This is a genomic window from Oribacterium sp. P9 (genome assembly GCF_046365365.1).
Lineage (GTDB): Bacteria > Bacillota > Clostridia > Lachnospirales > Lachnospiraceae > Oribacterium.
Map to the genome: position 1 here is coordinate 1 of NZ_JBKEIS010000064.1, position 523 is coordinate 523.

1 rRNA gene is annotated in these 523 nt (G+C 65.6%); it reads left to right on the forward strand.

Features of this window, described 5'->3' with window-relative positions:
- A 23S ribosomal RNA gene (locus tag ACK8P7_RS11010) occupies positions 1-523 on the forward strand; the annotation flags it as partial.

The following is a 523-nucleotide window of genomic DNA, read 5'->3' on the forward strand; positions in this document are numbered from 1 at the left end:
GGCGGCCGAGAGGCCGCGAGTCAGAGCGCGTGGGCTAAGCTGCGCGCTCGAGAGGGAAACAGCCCAGACCGCCCGCTAAGGCCCCAAAGTCCATGCTGAGTGGCAAAGGATGTGCGTCTGCCCAGACAACCAGGATGTTGGCTTAGAAGCAGCCATGCATTCAAAGAGTGCGTAACAGCTCACTGGTCGAGTGGACATGCGCCGACAATACACGGGGCTAAGCATGGCGCCGAAGCGGCGGACTAATAGAATTAGTGGTAGGGGAGCTTCCCCGGGGGGGCGAAGCCGGAGGGCGACCTCCGGTGGACCGCCGGGGAGTGAGAATGCTGGCACGAGTAGCGAGAGCGGGGCGAGAAACCCCGCCGCCGCAAGCCCAAGGTTTCCTGGGCGATGCTAATCATCCCAGGGTCAGCCGGGAGCTAAGGCGAGGCCGAGAGGCGCAGCCGATGCGCAGCTGGCAGACATTCCAGCGCCGCTCCCGCGCCGCTACGACCGAAGGGGCGACGGAGAAGGGCAGCCGGGC